The organism is Acinetobacter sp. CFCC 11171, from assembly GCF_003268405.1.
GTDB classification, from domain to species: domain Bacteria; phylum Pseudomonadota; class Gammaproteobacteria; order Pseudomonadales; family Moraxellaceae; genus Acinetobacter; species Acinetobacter amyesii.
In genome coordinates this window covers 39,464-58,167 of the sequence record NZ_LQXP01000023.1, presented here as the reverse complement: position 1 = coordinate 58,167, position 18,704 = coordinate 39,464, and the positions used below count along the sequence as shown (strand labels likewise).

17 protein-coding genes and 3 pseudogenes are annotated in these 18,704 nt (G+C 35.7%); 16 read left to right on the top strand and 4 right to left on the bottom strand.

What is annotated here, in order from left to right; genetic code table 11:
- A pseudogene (locus AVJ20_RS11820) lies at window positions 1-151 on the top strand (pyridine nucleotide-disulfide oxidoreductase); the annotation flags it as partial.
- A 280-nt stretch (window positions 152-431) separates the two neighbouring features.
- On the opposite strand, the gene AVJ20_RS11815 reads toward AVJ20_RS11820, so the two are convergent.
- The 3 genes from AVJ20_RS11815 to AVJ20_RS11805 all read right to left on the bottom strand — a co-directional run bounded on the left by AVJ20_RS11815 (window position 432) and on the right by AVJ20_RS11805 (window position 2,587).
- A complete protein-coding gene (locus AVJ20_RS11815; protein WP_078194533.1) occupies window positions 432-686 on the bottom strand; it encodes a YfhL family 4Fe-4S dicluster ferredoxin in 255 nt (84 codons plus the stop codon).
- 9 nt (window positions 687-695) lie between these two features.
- Window positions 696-2,090, bottom strand: a complete 1,395-nt coding sequence (yegQ, locus tag AVJ20_RS11810; protein ID WP_111885358.1) for a tRNA 5-hydroxyuridine modification protein YegQ — start codon at window positions 2,088-2,090, stop codon at window positions 696-698.
- An 80-nt stretch (window positions 2,091-2,170) separates the two neighbouring features.
- Window positions 2,171-2,587, bottom strand: a complete 417-nt coding sequence (locus AVJ20_RS11805; RefSeq protein ID WP_111885357.1) for a Cd(II)/Pb(II)-responsive transcriptional regulator — start codon at window positions 2,585-2,587, stop codon at window positions 2,171-2,173.
- Between the two features lie 76 nt (window positions 2,588-2,663).
- On the opposite strand from AVJ20_RS11805, the gene AVJ20_RS11800 reads away from it, so the two are divergent.
- From AVJ20_RS11800 to AVJ20_RS11770, 7 genes are all read left to right on the top strand, one after another.
- Window positions 2,664-3,299 carry a cation transporter gene (locus AVJ20_RS11800; RefSeq protein ID WP_111885356.1) on the top strand — a complete coding sequence of 212 codons (636 nt, stop codon included), beginning with the start codon at window positions 2,664-2,666 and terminating at the stop codon, window positions 3,297-3,299.
- A 301-nt stretch (window positions 3,300-3,600) separates the two neighbouring features.
- Window positions 3,601-4,164 (top strand): TetR/AcrR family transcriptional regulator, encoded by a 564-nt coding sequence (locus AVJ20_RS11795; RefSeq protein ID WP_111885355.1) that lies wholly within the window; start codon window positions 3,601-3,603, stop codon window positions 4,162-4,164.
- A 689-nt stretch (window positions 4,165-4,853) separates the two neighbouring features.
- Window positions 4,854-7,475 carry a type VI secretion system Vgr family protein gene (locus AVJ20_RS11790; protein ID WP_111885354.1) on the top strand — a complete coding sequence of 874 codons (2,622 nt, stop codon included), beginning with the start codon at window positions 4,854-4,856 and terminating at the stop codon, window positions 7,473-7,475.
- Between the two features lies 1 nt (window position 7,476).
- Window positions 7,477-7,983, top strand: coding sequence for a DUF4123 domain-containing protein (locus AVJ20_RS11785; protein ID WP_111885353.1), 507 nt, complete (start codon window positions 7,477-7,479; stop codon window positions 7,981-7,983).
- Window position 7,984: 1 nt separating this feature from the next.
- Complete coding sequence (locus tag AVJ20_RS11780; RefSeq protein ID WP_111885352.1) at window positions 7,985-8,410, top strand: hypothetical protein; 426 nt, start codon at window positions 7,985-7,987, stop codon at window positions 8,408-8,410.
- Window positions 8,401-9,123 carry a hypothetical protein gene (locus AVJ20_RS11775; RefSeq protein WP_111885351.1) on the top strand — a complete coding sequence of 241 codons (723 nt, stop codon included), beginning with the start codon at window positions 8,401-8,403 and terminating at the stop codon, window positions 9,121-9,123. Before AVJ20_RS11780 ends, AVJ20_RS11775 begins: the two co-directional genes overlap by 10 nt.
- Before the next feature lie 3 nt (window positions 9,124-9,126).
- Complete coding sequence (locus tag AVJ20_RS11770; RefSeq protein ID WP_111885350.1) at window positions 9,127-9,633, top strand: hypothetical protein; 507 nt, start codon at window positions 9,127-9,129, stop codon at window positions 9,631-9,633.
- Between the two features lie 131 nt (window positions 9,634-9,764).
- On the opposite strand, the pseudogene AVJ20_RS11765 reads toward AVJ20_RS11770, so the two are convergent.
- Window positions 9,765-10,931: pseudogene (locus AVJ20_RS11765) on the bottom strand (IS3 family transposase).
- 155 nt (window positions 10,932-11,086) lie between these two features.
- Between AVJ20_RS11765 and AVJ20_RS11760 the strand changes: the two are divergent.
- The 8 genes and pseudogenes from AVJ20_RS11760 to AVJ20_RS18725 all read left to right on the top strand — a co-directional run.
- Entirely contained in the window at window positions 11,087-12,067 is a 981-nt protein-coding gene (locus AVJ20_RS11760) for a PoNe immunity protein domain-containing protein (protein ID WP_111885349.1), read from the top strand.
- 36 nt (window positions 12,068-12,103) lie between these two features.
- On the top strand, window positions 12,104-13,084 hold the full coding sequence (locus AVJ20_RS11755) for a PoNe immunity protein domain-containing protein (protein ID WP_111885348.1): 981 nt from the start codon (window positions 12,104-12,106) through the stop codon (window positions 13,082-13,084).
- A 67-nt stretch (window positions 13,085-13,151) separates the two neighbouring features.
- Window positions 13,152-14,420: a type VI immunity family protein gene (locus tag AVJ20_RS11750; protein ID WP_111885347.1), complete on the top strand. Its 1,269-nt coding sequence runs from the start codon at window positions 13,152-13,154 to the stop codon at window positions 14,418-14,420.
- A gap of 158 nt (window positions 14,421-14,578) precedes the next feature.
- Window positions 14,579-15,421 carry a PoNe immunity protein domain-containing protein gene (locus AVJ20_RS11745; protein ID WP_111885346.1) on the top strand — a complete coding sequence of 281 codons (843 nt, stop codon included), beginning with the start codon at window positions 14,579-14,581 and terminating at the stop codon, window positions 15,419-15,421.
- A 107-nt stretch (window positions 15,422-15,528) separates the two neighbouring features.
- Window positions 15,529-16,512 carry a PoNe immunity protein domain-containing protein gene (locus AVJ20_RS11740; RefSeq protein ID WP_111885345.1) on the top strand — a complete coding sequence of 328 codons (984 nt, stop codon included), beginning with the start codon at window positions 15,529-15,531 and terminating at the stop codon, window positions 16,510-16,512.
- 39 nt (window positions 16,513-16,551) lie between these two features.
- On the top strand, window positions 16,552-17,538 hold the full coding sequence (locus tag AVJ20_RS11735) for a PoNe immunity protein domain-containing protein (RefSeq protein ID WP_111885344.1): 987 nt from the start codon (window positions 16,552-16,554) through the stop codon (window positions 17,536-17,538).
- A 39-nt stretch (window positions 17,539-17,577) separates the two neighbouring features.
- The gene (locus AVJ20_RS11730; protein WP_111885343.1) at window positions 17,578-18,339 is read left to right on the top strand and encodes a hypothetical protein; all 762 of its coding nucleotides are present in this window, start codon (window positions 17,578-17,580) and stop codon (window positions 18,337-18,339) included.
- 58 nt (window positions 18,340-18,397) lie between these two features.
- Window positions 18,398-18,627 (top strand): annotated as a pseudogene (locus AVJ20_RS18725) (hypothetical protein); the annotation flags it as partial.
- Window positions 18,628-18,704: the final 77 nt, after the last annotated feature.

The following is an 18,704-nucleotide window of genomic DNA, read 5'->3' as shown; positions in this document are numbered from 1 at the left end:
GATTAACGAACGTAACGAAACCAATGTGAAAGGTGTATTTGCCGCAGGTGACTGTACAACAGTACCGTACAAACAAATCATCATCGCAACAGGTGAAGGCGCGAAAGCTTCATTGTCTGCTTTTGATTACATCATCCGTTCGGGTCAATAAAAGAAAGGCCAGTGTGTTTCGAGAAACACGCTGGCCGCGCTGAATGTTGTCATTAGAATATTATTTTTCTTAATATTCTCGTTTTATAGGAACTTTGGACGCTAACACCGGAGTTCCTTTTTTTTCTGCAAAATTAGGATTCAAAAATGTCCCCACACATTTTGAACCCTATTCGTTGCCCAGCTATTTTTGTTTTACAACCTTATTTTTATACTTTCCCCAAGGTTGTTTCTCTATATAAAGTGGATTAAGCAAGTCTTACGCCAATCACACCATGTATTTAAGATTTAAATAAATTCAAACCCTTAAACTTCTCCAATAAATCAGTTTGGCTTTCGATATGCTCCGGATGCGGAATAATGCACTCAATCGGACAAACTGAAACGCAAGTTTGGTGCTCATAGAAACCGACACATTCAGTACAACGTGCGACATCAATTTCATAAATCTTTGAGCCTTCATAAATGGCATCATTGGGACATTCAGGTAGACACATGTCACAATTGATGCATTTATCTGTAATCAACAAAGCCATAAAGCGAACTCAAGCCTGATACGCTAAAGACGAAGCCGAAATATCTACGGTCGAATTGGGTAAATTACGAATCAGTAAGGCGTAGCGCATATCGACATCGGCAGGCACAGGAATATCCACGATATGACCTGAACCTTTGGCGTCGTTAATTAGATTACCTTTTTTATCTTTCATTTCCGTTAAAACGAAGGTGATGTTGCCTGAAGTGGTCATCAGTTCTAAAGAATCACCCACAACAAAACGGTTTTTCACTTCGATTTTAAGAGAGTCGCCATTGCGTTCTAAGACTTCACCTACAAACTGTTGATGATCAAAACGTGAAGAGCCGGTTTCATAGTTTTGATATTCACTATGTACATGGCGGCGTAAAAAACCTTCGGTATAACCACGATTCGCAAGGCCTTCAAGCTGAGACATGAGAGCAGGGTCAAACGGTTTGCCAGCAAGGGCATCATCGATGGCTTTACGATAAATTTGAGCGGTACGCGCACAGTAAAAGTAAGACTTGGTACGGCCTTCAATTTTTAAAGAATGAATGCCCATTTTGGTTAAACGGTCAACATGCTGTACAGCACGCAAGTCTTTCGAGTTCATGAAATAAGTGCCATGCTCATCTTCTTCGGCAGCAAACATGTCTTCTTCATTGCGTTGTAATAAAACCGGCTCGCCGAATTGGTGTTGTTCTAGGGCGTGTTGCTCATCGGCATTTTTATTATTGCAGCATGATGATTTTTCAATTTGTGTGACTGGAATAACATCACCAGTTTCATCTTCAACTGCATCGTGAATTTTATAATCCCAACGGCATGCATTGGTACATGCACCTTGGTTTGCATCACGTTTATTCATATAGCCAGAAAGTAAGCAACGACCGGAGTAAGCCATACATAATGCACCATGTACGAAAACTTCAATTTCCATATCAGGTACATTGTGTTTAATTTCTTCAATTTCTTCGATTGATAATTCACGTGACAAAATGACACGTGTCAGTCCCATATTTTTCCAAAATTTAACTGTTGCCCAGTTCACCGCATTGGCTTGTACAGACAAATGAATGGACACTTCTGGAAAATGTTCACGCACCATCATGATCAGACCAGGGTCAGACATGATTAGCGCATCAGGATTCATGGCAACCACAGGTTCAAGGTCACGGATGAAATTTTTCAGTTTTGAGTTATGCGGTTGGATGTTTACCACCACATAAAACTTTTTACCTAAGGCATGAGCTTCTTCAATGCCAATTTTTAAATTGTCATGGTCGAAAGCATTATTGCGCACACGTAAGCTATATCGCGGCTGACCTGCATACACGGCATCTGCGCCATAAGCAAAAGCGTAGCGCATATTTTTTAATGAGCCAGCAGGTGAGAGGAGTTCGGTTACGTGTTGAATCGTCATGTCAATAAAGGCATAAAAAATTTATGGCTTTATTGTAGTGATCTAAAAAAAGGATTCAACCAAGTATTTTAGTTGGGTTTTCAAGATATTCCGTTTTCCAAATGTTTTAAAATTTGGCAATCATTGATTTGGCTGGTTTCATTACAACTGGCACGGAGCGTACTTAACTGTATTTTAAAATTTTCTAATTCTTTAATTTTTTCAGAAACTTGACGAATGTGATTGTCAATTAATTCATTCACGGCATGACAGCTTTGTGTAGGTGATTGCTCAAGTTCAAGCAGGGTTTGAATCTCGGTGAGAGAAATATCGAGGTTTCGACAGCGCTTAATAAAAACCAAACGTTTGTACATTTCTTCATCATAATAGCGATAATTGTTGTCTGCGCGGAAGCTGGGTTGCAGCAGTTTTTTCTTTTCATAAAAGCGAATACTGTCAACGCTTACCCCAGATTTGGTGGACAATTCTTTAATCAAATAATGTTTTTGTACGTTCATGCTTGACCTTGGAGTTAGTCCATAGTTTTGAATAAGAGTAATACAAATCCATTGATTTTTAAATTGGAGCACATTTATGGCATGTACATGTAGTCATGAGCCAGCACCAAGCAAACCCAACAGTAAATTTCGTATTGCACTTTGGATTGCCTTAATCATTAATGCCATGATGTTTTTGGTAGAACTGATTGGTGGGGCTTATGCACATTCTTCTGCGCTTTGGGCGGACTCGTTAGATTTCTTTGGTGATGCTGTTAATTATGGAGTTTCATTAGCCGTGCTAGGCGCCAGTTTATATTGGCGTGCAACAGTTGCCTTGGTGAAAGGTTTTGTCATGGCAGCGTTTGGGATCGTGGTGATTGCCAAAGTGCTCTATGCCTATGCAAATGGGATCGCACCTGAACCGATCACCATGGGGGTGATTGGTATCTTGGCTTTAGCCGCTAATGTCATCTGTGCATATGTTTTATATGCTTTCCGTGAAGGTGACTCCAATATGCAATCGGTTTGGCTATGTAGCCGTAATGATGCGATTGGTAACGTCGCGGTGATCTTGGCGGCCGTCGGGGTATTTGGTACAGGAAGTCTATGGCCAGATTTGATTGTGGCTGTAATCATGGCGATCTTAGGTTTAACGGGTGGTTATCAGGTGATTCGAAAAGCACTGCAAGAGCGTAAGCAAAAAGATATTCTGAGTACCCCTTGCTCTTAAATTATTCCTCTTAAATTCACCGTTAATGGCATTCATTTCAGCAAGGTTTTAAACGCAGATAAGTGGTCGTTAAGTCGCTAGTTGAAATAAAATTAGCAGTCAGTTTTATACTAAAATTCCCTGACTGCTAATTTGATAAATCTTCTGAAATCAGACTGTATTTAATGGGGTGCTGAGGTTTTATCTACAGACTCCAATTAAGTTATGCTTTACAATAGCGCGCGAAAATCATGTTTAAAAATTAGGTTTTCTACCTTAAAAGCTTTATGTTTAGGCCCCATTGGTGCATCAGGTAAATTAAATGTCGAAAAAGCAAGACATCATTAACGTTGCGCTCCAACTCTTCAATTCTTATAGCTATAACTCGATTGGTATAGATCGAATTATTGGGGAATCGGGCGTTGCTAAAATGACGTTTTATAAATATTTCCCCTCTAAAGCCAAATTAATTGAAGAATGTCTCGTGATTCGAAATCTTAATTTACAGGAATCACTTGAAGCTGCTATTGCAGAATGTGATCCAGAAGACCATCTTTCGCATATTAAAACCATTTTTGCTTGGTACGATGCTTGGTTTCGTACTGCAGATTTCAATGGTTGTATGTTTCAAAAAGCAGTAGAAGAAATATCTAAAGTTTATCCGTCTTCATTGCAACCTGCGATCGACTATAAAGAGTGGCTTAAATCAAAACTAAGTACTGCCTTACAAAATCTGGGCATTCAGCAAACTGAACAACTTGCTGCATTTCTGAGTAGTATTTTGGATGGCATGACCATTCAAGCCCAAATTGACCCCAACCAAGTGCATTTAGCAGAGTATTGGAAGCGAGTTGAAATCTTAATTCGTTTGGAATTGGCCGCTTAAAATTTGCTTGTAGGCATCTGGGTTTTAAATCTAGAGACGACATATTTGTATTGATTAACCATCAATTTTTTTCACATAACTTAAGATTCTAAGAAAATAAAAAGCGCGATTATTTGGGGTAATCGCGCTTTGCTGACAATTGTGCGTTCAAATCATTCACTTTGTTAGCTTAAGTCAATGATTTGATTTTCGAACGTTTTATACGTTTTCTCTCATTTATATTTTTACCCTCTGAATGTTAAATTCATTCGGTTTTTGCAGCAAAATAGACAGACTTGTCTGTTTTTTTGAATTATAGGGGATCTTAGGTGAATTACAAGACAGGAAAGAAAGGGTTGTGTGTTTTTTAATCTAGCTTAAGTTTAAATTAATCCACTATTTTTAAAGATAATATTAAAAATTTGATCATTAAGCTCGATGTAAATTAGATGATAAAACTATTTTTACACTTGTGTGCATGACGCTGCTCGTTGGATGCAAGAGCATGGTCTAAGACCATTTTGTGAATATTTTATATGCAAAAAGTATTTAGTGAGTGGGTTCTCAGCTTTTTATTTTTAAGTGAATTTTTGAATCGTGGATTTTACATAACGAAACATCTTCTATGGTTTTAAGCATTAATTTTATTAAAGAATTTGACTAAACTAGCAGCAAAATTATTTCCATGATTACAATTTAGAATTTTTATTATGTTAGGCAAAATATTTGCTGTATTAGAACAATTGGGTCTATCCGCCCAAAAACGTGCCATTCATGTGCAATTTTCCAACCCTGCGTTGAATGAAGAGCTTTTTATTCAACGTATTGATGGGGAGCATGTCTTAAACCAAGGCCTGCAAGCGACTTTGATTTGCCTATCTACTAATGCACTTATTCCACTAAAACAATTTATTGGCGCACAAGTTGCCGTTGATCAAGTGACCGATCAGGGCGAACTCTTCCGTACCACGGGTATTATTACCGAAGCCACCCAAGGGCAGAGTGACGGTTCACTCACGCTATATAAACTCACTTTAGAAGATGCAACATCGCTGTGGCATAAGCGCCGCAACAGCCGCGTATTTATGAACAAATCGGTGCGCGATGTCAGTGAAACTCTCTTTAAAGAATGGCAAAGCAAAAGTCCGCTCTTTGCTGCCAGTCTAACGCTAGATCTAAGCGGTTTAGGCCAAAACTATGACGTTCGACCTTTCATCATGCAGTCGAATGAAAGCGATTATGACTTTTTAACGCGACTTTGGCGCAGTGAAGGCATTAACTGGCTCATCGATGAAGCACAGTTGAAAGTGCCGCATTCCTCAGCCCAAATTGAAAAACAAAAACTCCGCCTGATTGATGACAATAGCCAATATCAAGCACTCAGCCGTCGTAGTATCCGCTTTCATCGCTCTAGTGCCACAGAAAAACAAGACAGCATCACCAGCTTGATCGGTGAACGTAGCATTCAACCGACTGCGGTCCATGTGCAGCGCTGGCAAGCCGATGGACTGAGCCAAGAAGAAGGCGCAGGTTCAGTTCAAAGTAAACATCAGCATAGCCAAAGCCAAGACAATGCCAGCTTAAGTCTTGAACAAGCATGGCATGTCAGCCCTGCATGGATGCAAGACTTAAAAGGCGAAGACCAAGCTACCGCTTCATCCAATAGCCAAATTGAAAAATTGAATCAAAACCTAACGCGCTATCACGAGCTACAATCGAAAAAATTCAGTGCACAATCGACCGTGCGTGATACCCAAGTGGGTTATTGGTTTGAATTGAATGAACACCCAGAAATCGATCAACACAGTGGTGCAGACAAACAATTTTTAATCACAGAAAAAAAATTCTATAACCAAAATAACTTACCTAAAGACCTCTCTGAACAAGTCAATCAACTGATTGAACAAAGCCAGTGGAACATTAAACTGATCCATGAACAGGCCGAGCGTCAGGCCAATCAGCTCACATTACAACGCCGCAATATTGCGACGGTTCCTGAATATAACCCACTCGAACACCGTCCAAGTACCCATCCACAACGTGCTAAAGTCGTTGGTCCAAGCGGTGAAGAAATACATGTGGATGAATGGGGACGAATCAAAGTTCGCTTCTTATTTACCCGTAGTGATGACCACAGCCATGACGGTGGTGCAGGCAGCAATGACAATGACACGGACTCTGCATGGGGCGATGTACTGACTCCTTGGGCAGGCGAAGGCTATGGTGCACGTTTCTTACCACGTATTAATGAAATCGTGGTCATTGATTTCTTTGACGGCAATATCGACCGACCATTTGTGGTGGGGCGCATACATGAAGCACAGCGCAGTCCAACCCAATTTGATAGTAAAGGCAAACTACCTGACACCAAAAAATTGGCTGGAATAAAAAGTAAGGAAGTCCAAGGTGAGGGCTTTGGACAACTGTGCTTTGATGACACCACAGGACAAATTTCGACACAATTACAAAGTACCCATGGTGCTACCCAGCTCAACCTTGGTAACCTCAGTCACCCCAAAGAAACCGCAGAAAGTGAGGGAAGAGGCGAAGGCTTTGAACTGAGAACCGACCAATGGGGTGCTATTCGAGCTGGTAAGGGATTATTGATTAGTTCTGCGAGTCAAGAAAACGCCAAAGATATACAATTAAATATAAAAGAGTTGTTAACGCAATTAAATGAATCTATAGAAAAACTCAAAAGTTTAGAAAAAAATGCTCGAGTAAGTAAGGCTTTCCAAGATGAAAACTATCAAATTAGTAATGATTTGATTGCTCAAGTAGAAAATAGTCTAGAAAAGTTTGAGCATCCTAATATTCTGCTTAGTACTCCTCAGGATTTTGTTTCTGTAAGTCAAAAAAACCAAACTCATGTTGCTAAAGAAAATATAAAAATTATATCGGGTCAACAGTTAGATATAAATTCAAATGGTGAGTTTACTGCTCATGCTGCGAAGGGATTAAGCTTTTATACTCAAGAAAAAGGTATAAATATTGTAGCGGCTCAAGGTGAAATTAAAGTTCATGCGCAAAATGATCAAATTGATCTAGCATCTCTCAAGGATTTTAAGATCATGAGTACTGAGAATTCCATTACGATTGCAGCCAAAAAAGAAATTATGCTGACTTGTGGTGGGGGGTACATAAAAATAAAGACTGACGGTTCTATTGATATTAATAGTCCTGGGCTTGTTGAGGTTAGGTCTGCTCAAGCACAATTTGTCAAAGGTACACGTCATAATTTCAAGCTTCCTAATATTTCTACGAAAATATGTATTCCCTGTTTAATTGATGCCGCTCGAAAAGGTTTACCGTTTGTGTATAGGGAAATATAGGATGGACATATTACAGTTATCAAAGAAAATTAGTGGTGAAGAATCTAAATATAATTTCTTCCTGTTGATTGATGCAGCTAAAAATTATACTTATATGCGCCATTGGCTTACTTTAAACTATGATAGAAATATCAAATATATAGGTAATTTATTCGATGGAACTGTTGATGATTCTACACCATTAGAATTTTCCCCTTTATTGTTGAATTTAAATAAACTAAATAATCAAAAATTTATTAATGAACTTGTTATAGAAGAAAATTTAGGAATGTTTTCGATATTGAAAACAAATCTATCGAACCAAGAATTGATCAAACATTTTCAGCCATTCTTACAAGCAGAATTACCATCCGGCGAATTAGCATTGTTCAGATTTTATGATCCTTCAGTTATCAAATCATTAAATCGACTATTAGATAAAAAAAATTTAGATATTCTGTTAGAACCTATTGATGGTTGGTGGTATCAAGAAGTATCTGGTGATTTCAAGTTATTGGAGAGGATTTAGAATGGTTATCGAATTTACTAAAGAACAGCTTGAGGAATTTTCTGCAGATCGTGAAGAAAGTCTAGCCTTGTGGAACTGGAATCGGCTAAAAAACACTTATAGCGAACTGGCGATAAAGTATTTTAATAATAATGAAGATAGTGGACTAAAATTCCTGATTACTGCCCAAACAAAAATTCGAAAATATCTGGTAGGAATGGAAAATCATGCTGACTATGACAAATGGAGAGCGGCTTACGGAGAATTATGTTTTATTTTGAATAAAAATAATTTAGATGATGATCCATGGAATCGCAGTTTATTAATAAATAGATTATTTCCACCATTTCTTGCAATTGATATCTTAGCTGGAGTTTTACAAAGCTCTTTAAATTCTTCAGATAGTCAAAAATTCTATGAAGCATTGGAGAAAAAATCGTGGCAATAGCGGCTGATGCAGCAGATATTTTTGGTGGTTGGGGGACAACTGCTGAAAAAGCTGCTGAAAGAGCAGGAACTGCAGCTAAAGTAGGAGCAAGAGCAAATCCTATAGGCGTAATATTAACTGGAATATTCACTCCATCCCCATTAGGAGATGGAACAATTACAGGCATGCTCAATCAAAGAATTGATCTGGCTGAAGAGGATATCGATAATAGTCGTTCGGGTATAACTCAAGAGCAAAAAGATCAAGCATTGGCAGCAAGTAAAGCGAAATCTAAGGAACTTGAGAGATCTTGTAATAGTTCTAATAAGGAGTGTAAGAACGAACAGCATAGTGGTCGTATACAGGCGCAGAATGCAAATAGAATGATTGTGACTGCAACTGAAGCAGGTAGCGTTTGGTCAAATCACCCTTTTCCACCGCCTCTAGTACTATGTAAGCAATATGCACTTTCCATGCGTATTGCCATGCTAAAATTAGAAGGTCATAGCAAACCAGATACTAAAATAAAAAGTCCAGTTGATTATCACAAAGGTGCAACTCAAGCCTATAAAGCAATGATCGCTTGGATGGAAGCGAAGACACCATATGGAGTTTCTGTAGGTAAACATTCTTTTAGTTTTGCAGGTCGTCATTTTACTGGTGTTATTCCACCAGATTTTGATGCTAGAAGAATGGATATAGATATTTTGAAGGGCGAAATATTAAAAGGTTAAATAATGACGAATATAGAAAAGATAGTTAATTTTTTTAAGGATCACCCAAAATTTCCATTTTTACAGTGGGATAGAGAATATGACGATTATTGTAGTATGTATCTTTGTTTAAAGAATATTTTAGAAGCATACATACCAAAAGAGCAGATTACAGCTTGGTCTGCTGCAAATGAATACTCTGATTTCAGAAGAAATCCAGATGGAGAGGTATATTATCCTTTGACAATTATTAATGATGCCATCGAAATAGTAATTCACTTAGGAATTTTAAAAGAAAATAAAGATGGTTTAGTCGATGTGAATTCATCAATTCAAATTAGTAGAGATGACAGATGGGGGGATCGTTGGGAAAATAATGCACCTGAAGATGAATGGTATAATGAAGTGGCGATTATGCTTGATCTGAACAATGCTGAGTCATTAAGAAAGACAGATTTTATCTTAAAGACAATTGTTCAAAAAAAACAAACTTATCATGATTTATTAAAGTTGAAAGATGGAACTCTATAAAAAATTAAATTAATTTTTAGTTTTGAAATATATCTTTAAATTATCGATAAGTTTCTTTTTAATAATTAGGCTATCTAGATTCAAGAGTTTGATGTGTGCTGAAATAACAGGACACTTCCACTTGGGAGATTCTAGGCAGCCAACTCGTAAAAGTCCTCTGCCATTTGATTTGGTGTCTTAAAACTCAGTCCTTTCTGGATTCTCTTCTGATTATAAAATAGCTCTATGTATTTTGTAATATCTGCTTTGGCTTCTCCCCTTGTTTTGTAGTTGCGATGGTGAACCAACTCGTTTTTGAGTATTCCTCAAAAGCTCTCAATCGGGGCATTATCGTAACAGTCTCCTTTTTTGCTCATTGAACCTTGAAATCCATATTTTTCAAGCATGTTTCGATATTCATGACTGCAATATTGGCTTCCTCTGTCTGAGTGCACAATTAGCCCATGTGATGGTTTGTGATTGCGAATTGCCATACTCAGCGCATTGCAAACTAGTTGCGCTGTCATTCGCTCACTTAAGCTTATAACCAACGACCTGTCTAGTATAAAGGTCTTTTAAAGCAGCTAAGTACAACCAACCTTCAGCTGTCCATATGTACGTAATATCACTTGACCATGCAAGATTAGGTTTGGTCATTAAAAACTCTTGTTTGAGTAAATTGTCATAGATCGCTCGATTATGATCACTGTTCGTCGTTCTTTTAAAACGCCTATGGCGCTTACAATACAGCTGATTTAGCCTTTTTATACAACGGACTGCATACTCGCTAATTGGGATGCCTTGTGACTGTAAATACCTCGTTAAGCGAATATGACCATAACTTTCTTTAGTTTCTTGATGAGCTATTTTGACTAAGATCGTCTGCTGATTTCTTTGAACAACTCTTTTGCTCATGCCTCGTTTTAACCAGTCATAAAAACTTGAAATTGAAACTTTGAGCAGTCTAGCCATCATCGTTGTTGGATAGGTGTTTTTGTTCTCTTTCATGTAATCGTACCTTACTGATGGTCCTTGGCAAAGTACGCTGCTGCTTTTTTTAGAAATTCTCTTTCCATTTCCGTAGTTTTGAGTTGCTGTTTGAGTTTCTTATTTTCTTCGAGTAGCGCAACGAGATCAGGCGAATATTGTTGTGTGCCTACTAATGTTCCAGCTTTTGCTTTGTTGTACCAATTTGAAAGGGTCTGCATTGAAATACCAAGCTGTCGAGCAGTTTCAGAGACATTTCCTTTATTTGATTCAATAGCTTTAATTGCTTCAGCTTTGAATTCCACTATATAAATCTTTTGTTTTTTGCTCATGGTAAACTCCTAATGAGTATGTGTAGTTTACCAAGTTAAAGTCTCCGTTTTTATCAGCACTCATCAAAAGAACATTCTACTCATAAAGCTACAAGGGTTTGGACTGATAAAGACATTAGTATCGTTGTTAATAATAAATAATTGGAAATTTATTTATGTTGGAATTTAAGTTTAATCGTAGACAACAATTTTTAGATGAAAGTTACTATAAGTCTACGAGGAGTGAACTTGTCAGTGCTATAGAAAGTTTTCTAAGCGAATCAAATAATGATGAAGATATCGAAGCAGGATGGATAGACTCTTATTCGATAGCATCTAGGTATCAGTTTGATTTGTTTATTTTGGATTATACTGCTGGTAAACCAATTGAATATTTACGTTTAGAATTCGATAAAGTAATTGAATTATTCAAGGTACTTTCTATAAAACAAAGAACCTATTATAAAGATAATAATTTTAGTGTTTTTGATATTGAAATTTTAGATGACTATTGTGTATATGTATGGATTATCAGCCTTTGTTATTTATTAAAAAGAACTGACTTACTACCATTGGTAGCTAACCTTGTTGATGGGGATGATCAAGAAAATGGAGGAAAAGATTGGATTGTAGAGGAGTTTTTGGCTTTTAATGACGATAACCGTTTTGATTGTTCAGATGTTCTTTTTCCAAATCCTTATTTTGAGTTATCCAATGCATTTGTGACCCAAGATAATAAAGTTTCATTCAAGCACTTAAACAAATTTTTAAAAAAATGGTATAAAGATTTATCTGGAGCTCCATGGCATGATACCCATAAATCAGAGGGTGGATATTATGGATATTGGGCTTTTGAAGCAGCTTGCGCTGTTATTCTATTAGAAATAGAAAATGATAAAGAATTTCATGAATACCTCTATTATCCAAAAGACTTAATAGAGTTCTATCGTACATTTAAACCTAGTAGTGCTGAAATTGACCTCCTAACTAAATATCAAAAAGTATCAATTCAAGCAGGTGAAAAATGTCCTCAATCGGGATATTGGTTCACTGTAGCTAAGGAAAACACTCGTAAATACTTTAAACAAGGGGAAATTTTCCCTGATTTTGAAAGTGATTGGGGGGATGTATATTGGCAGTTTGACGGTGAAGAATAAGTGAAAATATACCTTCGGGGCAGTTTTGGGCATAAAATGGATTTAGTTAATATAAAAAGACAACAATTTCTTACACCTCAAATGTATGAAACATTAAAGGCGGAAACTCTGAACACTATTGAAACTTTTAAAGTAAATCCTACAGGTGTTGGTGATTCACTAGAAGAAAGATGGGTATACTCTTATGCTATCGTAGCAAAGAACTATTTAAATCTACTTTTATTGGAATATACAGCTGGCAATAGTTTACCTTTTATTAGAAGCCAACTTGAAATAGTTATTGACTATTATGAGCAATATGGAAGTAAATTAAGAAGTTATCATAAAAATATAAAATTACCAGTTTTTGAATTATTTACTATTGATGGCTATTGTCCATGTATTTGGTTAATCAGTTTGTGTTATTTACTCCACCGAAAGGATTTACTACCTAGAGTTGCGAAATTAATTGACGGAGAAATGAGAGAAAATGTTGCTCAAGATTGGCTAATTGAAGAGTATTTATCTTTTTCAGATGAAAATAGATATGATTGTTCAACAGTTTTAGTTCCAAAGCCTTACTTATTATTATGTGAAGCATTTTCGAATCAAGATAATGAAATTTCTTTAGTTTTTGTTCGTAAGTTTTTAAAGAATTGGTACAAAGATTTATCAGGTGCACCTTGGCATGATACTCATAAATCTGAAGGCGGTTATTATGGATATTGGGCTTTTGAAGCAGCTTGCGCTGTTATTCTGTTAGAGGTAGAGAATGATACTGTCTTACATGAATACTTATATTACCCTAAAGATTTGGTTGAATTTTATCACAAATTAAAGCTCAAAACTTCAGTAATAAATTTTCTTGAAAATCATAATAAATTTTCAATTAAAGCTGGGGAAAAATGTCCTCAACAGGGTTATTGGTTTACAGTTGCTAAAGTGAACTCACGTCAATACTTTAACTTGGGAGATGTTTTTCCTGATTTTGAAAGTGATTGGGGCGATGTGTATTGGCAGTTTGATGGTGAAGAGTAATTTATGCCTTCGGGGCTTGATAATCTTGGATCTCTAAAAAATAGAAGTATAAATTAACGAATATTTTATGAGTACAGTACAACTTTATTTAAATGAACAAGAAATAGCTGAATTGGCTCAAGATATTCCTCAGGATACTTCCATAATTTATGGAGAGGAAAAGAAAGAGTTTGGGGTTTGTCCTTATATCACCTTTTATCTTTTCCATTCGGCCGATAAAGTAGAAGAAATTATAAATAAAATAATTGATATTTATGAAGATTTTGAAAAAAATATTATAGATAAACCATTTAAATTACGTTATAGAGATGATATAGAGGTTTGGAAAAAATCGGAAAAATGGTCAAATAATAGATCTGAGCTTATAGAATTAATGCATAAAAACTATAAAAATCATTTAGTGTATTTTATAGGTGCAACATCAGGTGATAGCCGTGACCAAAGTGCTCGTTGGGCGCTAGAAAGTAAAATCTGTATTCATACAAAAGAATATTCAGTTTTAAAACTAAGTTTCGGTGATAAATGGTATAGATCGAATCAAATTGTTTGGCACTCCTTTGTTCAAAAATGTCTGGAACAACTTAATCCAATTCAAGCTTATAGTGGTTATGAAATAGGAAACACAGGACAATTTGCATTTGTATCTCCAGAGTTTGAAACAGTTGAACGGACTTTCACGGAGTATTTTTACGGGCTCGATATTGATCATCCTGGTATGGAGTTTTCTCATGAAAATATGTTTATTGCAGAAGATCGGGATGGGTTAGGTGGTGGAATTCGTACGCCTACATGGTGCTTTTTACTTTCTCCCTACTGGCTAGAGAAACTAGGTTTAAGTGAACAACAAATTCGCGAAAAACTAAATGATCCACGTATAGAAATTACCAAAATAGAAAATTCAGAAAATCTTAATCAATATAGTCTATGGATTCGTCTAGGCGAACTCTCACTTTATCCTGTTGAAGAAGGTTTTCCTGATTTATTGGTGATGGCAAATGAACTTATTAAACCGATACGTTGTGATAACTTAAAACTGACCACTTTAGATGCATGGTCAGATGATCCAAATCCACGTTTTGATGCCGTAAGTTCAAAGCAATGGATTGCACGATTTGATGAAGACAGCACTTGGCCTGAATTAAAACGAGTGAAAGTTGAAGTTCAAGAACCAGAAAGAATAGATATTGTTATTGCCGGTAGCCCATGTCCTCACGCAGGATATTGGTATACTTTTGCTAAAGAAAACTCACGTCAATATTTTAAACAAGGTGATATATTCCCTGATTTTGAAAGTGATTGGGGGGATGTGTACTGGCAGTTTGATGGTGAAGAATGATTTATGCCCTTCGGGGCATTATTTTTTGGAATAAATATGGAATTTAATAAGAAGATTAGGCAAGTTTTCTTAACAGAAAATATTTATGATCGTTTGTATGGGTATTTTTTTGAAATTTCTAAAAAATTGAAAATAAAAAACAAGAATATAGTGGTATTTTGGAAGATCAAAGTCGTCTTTCACTATTCTTGGCAAGCGAAACATATCAATTTTTTTCATTAGAATATACAGCAGGTCATGATATTTCTAAAATGAGGTATTTTCTAGAAATAATAATTGAGAGATATGAAGTATATACTTTTGCTTTAAGAGAGTATGAAAATGATTGGGCACCATTTTACTTTACAGCTATAGATGAGTACGAAAGATGTATGCAGTTGATAGGACTGTGTTATCTATTACATAGAAGAGACTTATTACCACGTATTGCAGCGATGCAGGACAAAATTTACCATGAGCAAACAGAACAATTAGATACGCTGTATGAGGACTTTTTATCATTTGAGTTGATGGATAGATATGATGTAGATCAATGGTTTTTTGATAATCCATATCGCCCATTAATTTTTAGTAAATATAGAGATACTAAAAAAGAGAGTATTCAAGATATACAGGAATATTTGAAATTATGGTATCCCGCATTTGAAAGTGCTCCATGGCATGATATTCATAAATTGGATGAAAGTTTTTATTTTGGCTATTGGGCTATAGAAGCTGCTGCTTACGTTTATCTGTTAGATTTAGATGATAGCGAAATAACACATATGATTTATCCAAAAGATTTGGTTAAATTTGCCCGAGAGTTTGTACCTTGCGAGAAGGATATAAGTAATCCTAGTACAAAAACTCTAAGATGCGAAGCAGGCCAAATTTGCCCTAAAACAGGTGAATGGTATAGTCCTGCGAATAACATGGAAAAACGTCATTTTAGACAGGGTGATGTTATGCCTGAGATTAAAGATAACCCTTGGGGATTAACGATTTGGTATCTGACTGAATAAGTAGATGCCATTCGGGGCATTTTGGAATGGGTGGGGATGTGTACTGGCAGTTTGATGGTGAAGAATAAATAAAACATGCCCTTCGTGGCATTAATTTTAGGATTAATATGAGTTTCGATAAATATAAAAGACAGATTTTTTTAACTGAAGACTATTATAAAAGTGCCTATGATTTTTATATAGAAGACGTTGATTTTTGGAAAGAAAGTGATGCATTTGAGGATGATGAGTATAATTGCGGCGAAAATAGAAGATGGAATTTAATAACACATGATTATTCTTTTCTACTTTACCTTGTATACACAGCAGGAAAATCTATAGGGGAAGTTATCCCCTTATTTGAAAAAGTTATAGAAGGCTTTGAAAAACAATCTGAAGCCTTAGCTATCTTCCATAAGTCAAAAAAACCTTCTGTCATTCCAACTCAAAATGAAACGTTAAATATACTTGGTCTGGCTTTTTTATTAAATCGAAATGATTTGTTTGATCGTATACATTCATTAGTCAATGGTGAGGGTGAAAGTCATATGTGTGAAGATGAGGTTATTAATAAATTTTTTAAACTTAATGATCCTTCACATCCAACATTTAACGAAGGAAATTTATTTGCATTAGGTTATTCAAAATTATGTGATGTGATTGATAATGTGCTAGTTAAAAATAATAAAGAAACTGCTGTTAAATATTTAGATGAATACTTAGCTGATTGGTATCAAATGAATAAAAATGCACTTTGGTTTAATAGTCATCTAGAGCCTGCAGAAGAACTAAAATATTGTGGTTATTGGTCTTTTGAAGCAGCTACTTTGGTTTATTTACTAGATTTGGATGACACTCCTCTACACAAGCATTTATTCTATCCTAAAGATATAGTTGCATGGGCTCGTAAAAATAATACTCAATCTGAAGTAACCCAAGACAATTTAACTGTAATAAAAGTCAAAGCTGGCGAAAAATCCCCAAAAACGGGCTATTGGACAACCCCTGCACAAGTGGATTCACGCGTTCATGTGTTAAGAGGTGAAATGTTACCAACACTTTCTGAAACAGATTGGGGTGAAGTGTACTGGTATTTTAATGGTGAGGAATAAATAAAACATGCCCTTCGGGGCATTAATTTTAGGATTAATATGAATTTCGATAAATATAAAAGACAGATTTTTTTAACTGAAGAGTATTATTTAAAGACCAAAGAATACAATGAAGAAGGAATACCCTTATATCTAGAAAGTGATGCATTTGAAGATGATCAATATAATTGTGGAGAAGCTTCAAGATGGCAATCTATTACATGGATCTATCATTCTTTATTATATCTTCATTATACTGCAGGAAAGCCAATAGAAGAAATATCTCCATTATTTGAAAAAGTAATAGAAGGTTATGAAAAACAAGCAGAAGCATCAGGAGTTTTTAAAGCAAGTAAAAAGCCAGTTGTTATTGGTGGTGAAGGTGGTTTTATTACATTAAGTACAATTAGCTTAGCAGTATTGCTAAATAAAAATAATTTATTATCTACAATTAAACAATTAATCAATGGCGAGGATGGAGGAACTTTTAGTGAAGATGAAGTGATTAATAAGTTTTTAAAACTAACGGATTCTAATCATCCAGATACTGAAAGAGATGGGATATATAGTTATAATTTTTCAATATTATGCGATGTGATTGATAATGTAATAATTAAAAATAACAAAAATCATGCGATTGAACTGTTGGATGAATATTTGGCTGATTGGTATCAAATGCATAAAAATACACTTTGGTACAATAGTCATTTAAATTTAGATAATTATTCATATGTTGGTTACTGGGCTTTTGAAGCAGCAGCTCTTGTTTATTTACTAGATTTGGATGAAAGTTCTTTACATAAACATTTGTTTTATCCTAAAGATATAGTTGCATGGGCTCGTAAAAATAATACTCAATCTGAAGTAACCCAGGAGAATCTAACTGTAATAAAAGTCAAAGCTGGCGAAAAATCCCCAAAAACGGGCTATTGGACAACCCCTGCACAAGTGGATTCACGCGTTCATGTGTTAAGAGGTGAAATGTTACTAACACTTTCTGAAACAGATTGGGGTGAAGTGTACTGGTATTTTAATGGTGAGGAATAAATAAAACATGCCCTTCGGGGCATTAATTTTAAGCTGAATATGAATTTTAAAATCGATCCTAAATTTTTATATTTATTAGAACATTTTAGTTCTAAAGAATTTTTTTATAGCATGAGAAATAACTATCAATCTTTTTTAGATCGTTTGGAATTGCTGTTTGTCGTTTATATGAGAAATCTACCCTATAATTATCTGGATTTTCCAATGCCAGAGCAAGTTGACATCAATTGGGGAGGGACGGTTTTACCGCTTTTAAGAAAAACCATGGATACTTTAGATTTTGCTTATATAAGAATAAAAGAAGGCGATCTAACATATTTAGATTGCGCATCAGAGATTCGATCGAATGACAAAGGTATGAGTGAGTTTTCAAAAAAATGGATGGATGAACTACCTCATGAAAATGTGAAAGAATGTTGGGATTTTTATACAAAGGCTAAGGCCGAGGCATTCATTATTGAAAATACCTATCCAACGTATTGGAATCAAGAAAGTATTGTTGATGAAATATTTGATATTTCAAAAATTAATATTCCTGTGTCATATCCCATTTACCGTATAAATCAAAGTATTAAAGTAAAATCGAATGAAAAAGTTGCGATAACAGGTCTATATATTTCCGAATTTGTGCCGAACCGAATAGAATTTATGGCTCATAGTAATGAAGATGATAGAGGTTTTGGTAGTGTAATTCCCACTACAATAGATCCAGAAACTTATGAAACATATTATGAGAAAACAGATTGGTACTTGATTGAAAGAGTCGCAAATGAAGGGGGCAAGTTTACCGATCGAAGCTGAAATGATTTGTGTTGTCTGATGTGTGTTGATAAATGATAGCGAAATAACACATATGATTTATCCAAAAGATTTGGTTAAATTTGCCCGAGAATTTGTACCTTGCGAGAAGGATATAAGTAACCCATGTGCAAAAACGCTAAGAAGCGAAGCAGGACAAATTTGCCCTAAAACAGGTGAATGGTATAGTCCTGCGAATAACATGGAAAACGTCATTTTAATCAAGGAGAAGGTATGCCTGAGATTAAAGATAATCCTTGGGGTCTAACGATTTGGTATCTGACTGAATAAGTAGATGCCATTCGGGGGGGGGCATTTTGAAATGGATGCGAATGTATATTGGCAGTTTGCTGGTGATAAATAGGATA